This window comes from Clostridium sp. AF34-13, from assembly GCF_003477845.1.
In the GTDB taxonomy this organism is placed as follows: domain Bacteria; phylum Bacillota; class Clostridia; order Lachnospirales; family Lachnospiraceae; genus Butyribacter; species Butyribacter intestini.
This window is the reverse complement of sequence record NZ_QUEB01000024.1, coordinates 23,767-30,815: the sequence shown is the minus strand read 5'-3', so window position 1 is coordinate 30,815 and position 7,049 is coordinate 23,767. Positions and strand designations below refer to the sequence as shown.

Genomic DNA, 7,049 nt, shown 5'->3' with positions numbered 1-7,049 from the left:
ATCAGCCCAAAAACATTAAACCATTCCATATTATCTACCATCACAAACTCTGATTTGTATTTCTGTTTGTTTTAAAAATGGGCAACTCCGATTGGAATTGCCCACTCATTGCACTAATTATGCGATTTTTTCTTGCTTGCACCGATTTCTGCATCAATTGATGTAAGTTTGATGTAAATCGCTGTTTTTTTAGTTTTTTATCAAATGAAGTACGTCCCGTCTATTCGGTAAAACGGTACATCTTTACATCATCTTAATAGAGCTTTGCACCTGCTGGAATGTGGTCATCAACCATCAGAAGATGGAGCTTTTCTTCGCCTTCTTCTTCGTGGATAGCACTGAGGAGCATACCGCAAGAGTCAATGCCCATCATAGCTCTCGGTGGAAGATTTGTGATAGCAATAAGAGTCTTTCCAACCAGTTCTTCCGGCTCATAAAAGCTATGAATACCGCTTAAAATGGTTCTGTCTGTGTCTGTTCCGTCATCAAGAGTAAACTGTAACAATTTCTTTGACTTCGGTACTGCAACACACTCTTTAACCTTTACTGCACGGAAATCTGACTTGCTGAATGTATCAAAATCAACAAATTCCTCAAATAAAGGCTCTACCTTTACCTTAGAGAAATCAATCTTTTCAGACTCAGTTTTTACATTTTTTTCAGGTGCTTCAGAAGCTGTATTATTTACATCATTTTTCTTATTTACACCATCTAAGGATTTCATTGTCGGGAACAACAATACATCCCTGATTGCCTGCGAATCTGTAAGTAACATACAAAGTCTGTCAAGTCCGTATCCGATTCCGCCTGTTGGTGGCATACCAAGTTCAAGTGCATATAAGAAATCTTCGTCTGTATGCTCTGCCTCATCATCTCCTGCATCTGCATTAGCATCCTGCTGTGCAAAACGCTCTCTCTGGTCTATCGGATCATTGAGCTCTGAATATGCATTACACATCTCCCATGTATTACAGAAAAGCTCAAAACGCTCTACTTTTGTAGGGTCTGTTGGTTTCTTCTTTGTAAGTGGAGAAATCTCTATTGGATGGTCAGTGATAAATGTAGGCTGTATAAGCTCTTTCTCGCAATACTCCTCAAAGAACAGGTTAATAATATCACCTTTCTTGTGACGTTCCTCATATTCGATATGATGCTCATCTGCAAGTTTTTTTGCTGCCTCATCACTTTCGACCTTATCAAAATCAATGCCTGCATATTTTAAAATTGCCTCATTCATTGTCATTCTTGCAAATGGCTTGCCAAGATCAATTTCAACACCATTATATGAAATCTTTGTTGAACCTACTACTTTTTCTGCCAGATAACGGAACATTGATTCTGTAAGTTCCATCATTCCCTCATAATCTGTATATGCCTGATAAAGTTCCATAAGAGTAAACTCCGGGTTGTGTCTTGTATCTACGCCTTCGTTACGGAATACTCGTCCAATCTCATATACTCTTTCAAGTCCGCCTACTATAAGTCTCTTTAAATATAATTCTAACGAAATACGAAGCTTTACATCCTCATTGAGTGCATTATAGTGTGTTTCAAATGGTCTTGCGGCTGCTCCACCGGCATTAGATACAAGCATAGGTGTTTCTACTTCCATGAAATCTCTTGATGCAAGGAAATTTCTGATTTCTTTCATCATAAGTGATCTCTTTACAAATACATTTTTACTTTCCTCATTCATAATAAGGTCAATATATCTCTGACGATAACGTACATCTGTATCTGTAAGACCATGGAATTTCTCAGGTAAAATCTGAAGGGATTTCGATAACAGTGTCAATTCTTCCGCATGTATGGAAATCTCTCCTGTTTTTGTTCTAAATGCATAACCTTTTATGCCATAGATATCACCAATATCTGATTTTTTAAATACAGCATACGGCTCTTCTCCAATTGAATCTCTGGACACATATATCTGTATTTTTCCTTTGAGATCCTGAATATTACAAAATGATGCTTTTCCCATGACACGCTTAAACATCATACGACCTGCCACCGATACCTGAATAGGAGATGCATCCATTATTGCTCTTCTTTCATTGTAATCATCATTTATTACTTTACGAGCTTCCGCTTCGTCCATTCCCTCTGTATCAGGCTTAACTCTGCCAGCAAGAAGTTTCTCTTCATGTGCTGTGTAAAGTTCTTTTACTTCATCCGAATGATGCGTCTGATCATACTTTGTAATCTCAAACGGATCTTTTCCTGCTTCCTGTAATGCAGCAAGTTTCTCTCTTCTTACCTTTAAAAGCTGATTTAAATCCTGCTGTGTCTGTGGTTTTTTCTGCTGTTCTGCCACTTTTATTACTCCTTCCGTTTTTATTATTATCTGCTTACGCTCATTACTTCATATTTTATCATTTCACCATTTGGTGTCTCTATCTCGATAATATCACCTTTTGCTGCCCCTATAAGTGCAGCTCCGACAGGTGATTCATTTGAGATTTTATTATTAAGACAGTCAACCTCTGTTGAACCTACGATCTTATACTCCATCTCATCACCAAACTCAATATCTTTAATCTTTACCGTAGCACCTACATTAACCTTGTCAGCATCTCCCTCGTCATGCTCTACTACCTCAGCATTTTTAAGAATATTATCGATTTCTTCGATACGCGCTTCTATGTCACGCTGCTCATCTTTTGCAGCATCATACTCAGCATTCTCTGACAAGTCTCCCTGCTCTCTTGCTTCCTTGATTTTCTGTGCTACTTCTTTTCTTTTATTTAATTTTAAGTCGTTTAACTCATCTTCCAGTGCCTTAAGACCTTCACGAGTCATAAGATTTTTCTTTTCAGCCATCTTAAATCCTCCATAAATTCATATTCATATCGCTTGATTATACTGCAAAACCGCCATTTAGTCAACCTCAGCAATTTTCCACAATCCTTCATTTCTGCTGCCGGTCGCAACTGCCCCGTCATCACAACTTGTTCTAAACGGTGCGGCAGGTATTCCATTTTTGCCAAATAATGTCACTTCTGAATAATTTGTCCAGCAGTATCTTGCATATTTAGGCTTATCTACCTCAGATGCCGATACTACAATATCATTTCCTGCAATCTTGGCATCTGCTTTATAATATTTCTTATCATCACCTGCAATCTCAAATCCTATAAGTTTCTCTCCTTTACATTCCATGCCATTATCTGCATAATCAAAATGAAGTATCATTTTTTCTTCGTCTTTTTCATACGACTTGTATATCGGTCCAAATGCACTCTTTTCATTATCATTTTTATATACATGATAAAGTGCCTGCTCGCAGAGTCTCTCTCCAACAACATCTTTCTGTACCGGATGAATGTTTCCATACTCGCCCTTGTCAAGTATGACTGCAATTCCTGTGTTTTTAACAGTCTTAAACACACGCATCTGGGCTTCTCGTATAAACGGCCAGTTATGGTAATCAGGCTCTCCATCATTCTTAAACATAGGAAGCTGAACAATCATAAATGGGAGTTGCTCATCTCTCCAGTCATGACGCCACTGTCTTATAAGTGTTGAAAGCATCGTATAATATGTATAAGGCATATGGTCATCTTCCTCGCCCTGATAATATAAAAATCCTCTGAGCGTATAAGGCATTACCCTCTTAAGAAGCGAATCGTAAAGTCCGTTAGGTCTTGTCTCATTTCTTGGTCCCATAGGTCCCGGATACTGATTTTCTCCAAAAAGGCTTATCGCCTCATCCCATGTAGGATTTTTGGCAGTCTCATAATAATGACCGACATTCTTATCAAACTCTGCCTGATATTTAATATATTCTTCTCTTGCTTTTATGTACTCCTCTGGATTTTGCCCCTTAACCGCATTGTCATATTTATCAAGATAAGGTTTTAAAGGTGTCTCCTGCTCCATAAACTCCCTGCTCGTCCAGCATGAAGCCGAAGTTCCGCCCCAGTTGCAGCCGATAATACCTACCGTCACTCCAAGTTTTTTTGAAAGCTCTTTTGCAAAATAGTATGCAACGGCAGACCAGTTTTTGCAATTATCAGGTGTGCAATGCTGCCACTCACTCTTTTTTTCTGCTTCAAAAAGTTCATCTCCGACCCATGACACTTTCGGCGTATAATAATACCTTACACCGTCATCTTTTACATTTGCACAAACTTCCTGTCCGTTCATGCTGTTCTGAAGTTCAAGCTCCATATTGGACTGACCTCCGGCAAGCCATACCTCACCTATCATTATATCTGTATATTTTTTAGTCTGTACTCCATCCGACACCTCAAGTTCATAAGGTCCACCTGCAGCCATCGGCGGCAGCTCAATCTCCCATCTGCCGTTATTTACATCTGAACTTACTTTTTTTTCATCTATTACTGCTGTAACATTTTTTTCATCACTTTCTCCCCAAAGTAATATATTTTTTTCTCTCTGAAATACCATATGGTCGCTAAAAATAGCCGGTAAACTTAACATACTTCGTCCTCCTGATTATTATCACTTTTGTACTCATTATATCATAAATTTGTGCAAGCTTTTTGCACATAATGGAGTTTCGTTAGAAACTCTTAATATGAACACTTTGGTGTTCATTATATCATAAATTTGCTCGAATAAATACAAAGTTTTTCCATCTGTTTTACATTCCAAATCTTATAGTAACAGTTCAGCCTTGCACATCTTATATAAAAACAATCGGCATTGCTATTGTCACACTTTTATAGATAGGTTATAATAAATATGTAACTGTTGTTGTACATACCAAAAATGAACAGCAGTTATATAATAAGTTTTTACGAAACTATTTGCTATGTCTTTGCAGTCAATAAGTTTCGTTACAACCTAATCTATCTAACGCAGGGAGGGCTGGTATATTGAAAAAAGGAAGCTTAATAAAAAGAATTTTAGCAAGTATATTAATACTTGCTGCTGTCGCTGTCATATCTATTCTTATAATAAAAAAAGGGAAAGTCAAATTATACAGTGATTCATCCACTACCGGCAATACAAGTGGCAATCTTTTAAATGGTGGTCTTTTCACACAGGCAGACAATGTGATTTATTTTGCCAATCCAAACGACCATAATAAACTATACAAAATGAATGCAAACCTCAGCAAAATAAAAAAAGTCTATAATGACAAGGTTAGTTATATAAATGCTGCCGGAAATTACATTTTTTACACCAGAAGAAATGATAAATTTAAAAAATCTGATAATGCACTGTTGTCTTTAAGTACTACCGGACTTTTCAGAATAACAAAAAACGGTACTGATTTATCAAGGCTTTATGAAGACCCTACTCAAGTAGCCTGCCTTTATGGAAATCATGTATATTACCAGCATTATGACCATAAAAAAGGTCTTGAACTTTATTCAGCGAAAATAGACGGTTCAAAAAATAAACTTCTTAAAAGAGAAGCCATATCGCCTTATTCTGTTTCCGGTAACACTATTTATTATTCCGGCTGGGCAAAAGAACATAATATTCATTCAATGGATATTTCAGGTGCCAATGACAAAGTCATATACAATGGCAACTGTACATCTGTTATAAAATCAGGCGACTACATATATTTTCTTAACATGAATCAAAACTATAATTTGTGCCGTATCGGACTCGATGGTGGTTCTGCCGAAACTATAGTCCAATATAAACTCGCCACATATAATATCACAAATGATGGCAACATTATTTTCTATCAAGTTGATAACGGTCAAAACAATGGTATATATATGTATGATATGAGTACCGGCACAAATGAACAGATTGCTGCAGGCAATTTCAATTTTATACATATAATCTCCGATTATGTTTTCTATGAAGACTATGAGGGAAAAACAGCATACTACTACAATATTTCAACAGGTGAAAATAAAAATTTTAATCCAACTGTTGAAAAAGACTAAAACAGAACACAAATAAAAGAACATATAGCATAGCTTATATACAAACCGTGCCATATGTTCTTTTTTAATGTCTGTGAAAATGTTCGTAACATAGCAGAAAACCAGCGTTTTTCCCTTTTTTATTTTAACAGTTCAGTCTTTCATTTCTTAGATTAATGAATCGTCAACCGCCAAAACTCAGCTTTTATTTTATTTCCAGTATTCTTTATTCATTGTGCAGGCAAGTACCATTTTCTTTGGAAGTTTTTCATAATTTTTTCCAAGCTTATATCCAAACAGCCTAAAGCCACACTGCATCATAAAATAAAATGTCTTTATAAATTTTCCATTTTTCAAAAGACGGATTATAACTTTTTTGGCATAGCCTGCCCCTTCTTTTTCAGAAGAAATATTATCAAATATCTCATGATACTGTCTCTGTGACACACCGAGGTCAAAGCTCCTTACAAACTGCTGTTTACAAGTATATGAATGTGAATGGATAACCTTTGCATCCGCCACATATGCAACGCTGAATCCTGCCTGCATCTCTTTATATGCCATTATCATATCTTCATTAAATATCGTTTTCTTGACAAATCCGCCAAGTTTTTTATATACATCAAGTCTATACATTGCACATACATCCGAGCAAAAATAAGCTTTTATTCCAAGCTTTTTTTCATCCTTTTTAGTTTTTACGATACTTTCCTCCGGATAGTTATTTTCTCTTGTCATCCGCTCTATCTCATCCGCATCTTCTCTTGCAAGCTGCCTTGCGTAAGCTATCCCTACTTTTCTGTCATCAAATGCATTTAAAAGATTTTCGATAACATAATCATCATAACATACCGCATCCTGCGTCATAAAAAGAACATATTCACTTTTCGCCATAAGTGCCCCATATGCCCTTGTTGCACCGTGGTCAAAATCAGACTTTTTTATCGGATGAACAGATATTATATTTGCAAGTCCGTGACTGCATTTTTCTTTATCAAACAGCTTTTCGTCTTTACTCTCTATCGTCTGTAAAAGATATATGTGTTCCGGTCTTTTGCTCTGCTTATAAAGTTTTTCAAGCATTTTTACAAAATCATTGCCCGCTTTATATATCGGTATAACAACATCTACACTGTTTCCCATATTTTACACCTTTCTTTTTGTAAGTCTATGTAATTATTTTTTATCACCATG

At 36.4% G+C, this 7,049-nt stretch carries 5 protein-coding genes; 1 reads left to right on the top strand and 4 read right to left on the bottom strand.

Going from position 1 to position 7,049, the window contains the following annotated elements:
• Positions 1-253 precede the first annotated feature (253 nt).
• The 3 genes from lysS to DWZ63_RS14810 are packed head-to-tail and all read right to left on the bottom strand — an operon-like array spanning position 254 to position 4,443.
• Entirely contained in the window at positions 254-2,314 is a 2,061-nt protein-coding gene (gene lysS, locus DWZ63_RS14820; protein WP_118500296.1) for a lysine--tRNA ligase, read from the bottom strand.
• Positions 2,315-2,340: 26 nt separating this feature from the next.
• Complete coding sequence (greA, locus tag DWZ63_RS14815) at positions 2,341-2,820, bottom strand: transcription elongation factor GreA (RefSeq protein WP_022013430.1); 480 nt, start codon at positions 2,818-2,820, stop codon at positions 2,341-2,343.
• A 57-nt stretch (positions 2,821-2,877) separates the two neighbouring features.
• A complete protein-coding gene (locus tag DWZ63_RS14810) occupies positions 2,878-4,443 on the bottom strand; it encodes a sialate O-acetylesterase (RefSeq protein WP_055941608.1) in 1,566 nt (521 codons plus the stop codon).
• Between the two features lie 398 nt (positions 4,444-4,841).
• Here DWZ63_RS14810 and DWZ63_RS14805 point away from each other — a divergent pair, with 398 nt between their 5' ends.
• Positions 4,842-5,876, top strand: a complete 1,035-nt coding sequence (locus tag DWZ63_RS14805) for a DUF5050 domain-containing protein (protein ID WP_022013428.1) — start codon at positions 4,842-4,844, stop codon at positions 5,874-5,876.
• Positions 5,877-6,065: 189 nt separating this feature from the next.
• Here DWZ63_RS14805 and DWZ63_RS14800 read toward each other — a convergent pair whose 3' ends face one another.
• The gene (locus tag DWZ63_RS14800; protein WP_022013427.1) at positions 6,066-6,998 is read right to left on the bottom strand and encodes a glycosyltransferase; all 933 of its coding nucleotides are present in this window, start codon (positions 6,996-6,998) and stop codon (positions 6,066-6,068) included.
• Positions 6,999-7,049 lie beyond the last annotated feature (51 nt).

Coding starts and splice junctions, on each gene's coding strand:
- DWZ63_RS14800 (WP_022013427.1), bottom strand. CDS start 6,998: ATGGGAAACAGTGTAGATGTTGTTATACCGATATATAAAGCGGGCAAT.
- greA (WP_022013430.1), bottom strand. CDS start 2,820: ATGGCTGAAAAGAAAAATCTTATGACTCGTGAAGGTCTTAAGGCACTG.
- DWZ63_RS14810 (WP_055941608.1), bottom strand. CDS start 4,443: ATGTTAAGTTTACCGGCTATTTTTAGCGACCATATGGTATTTCAGAGA.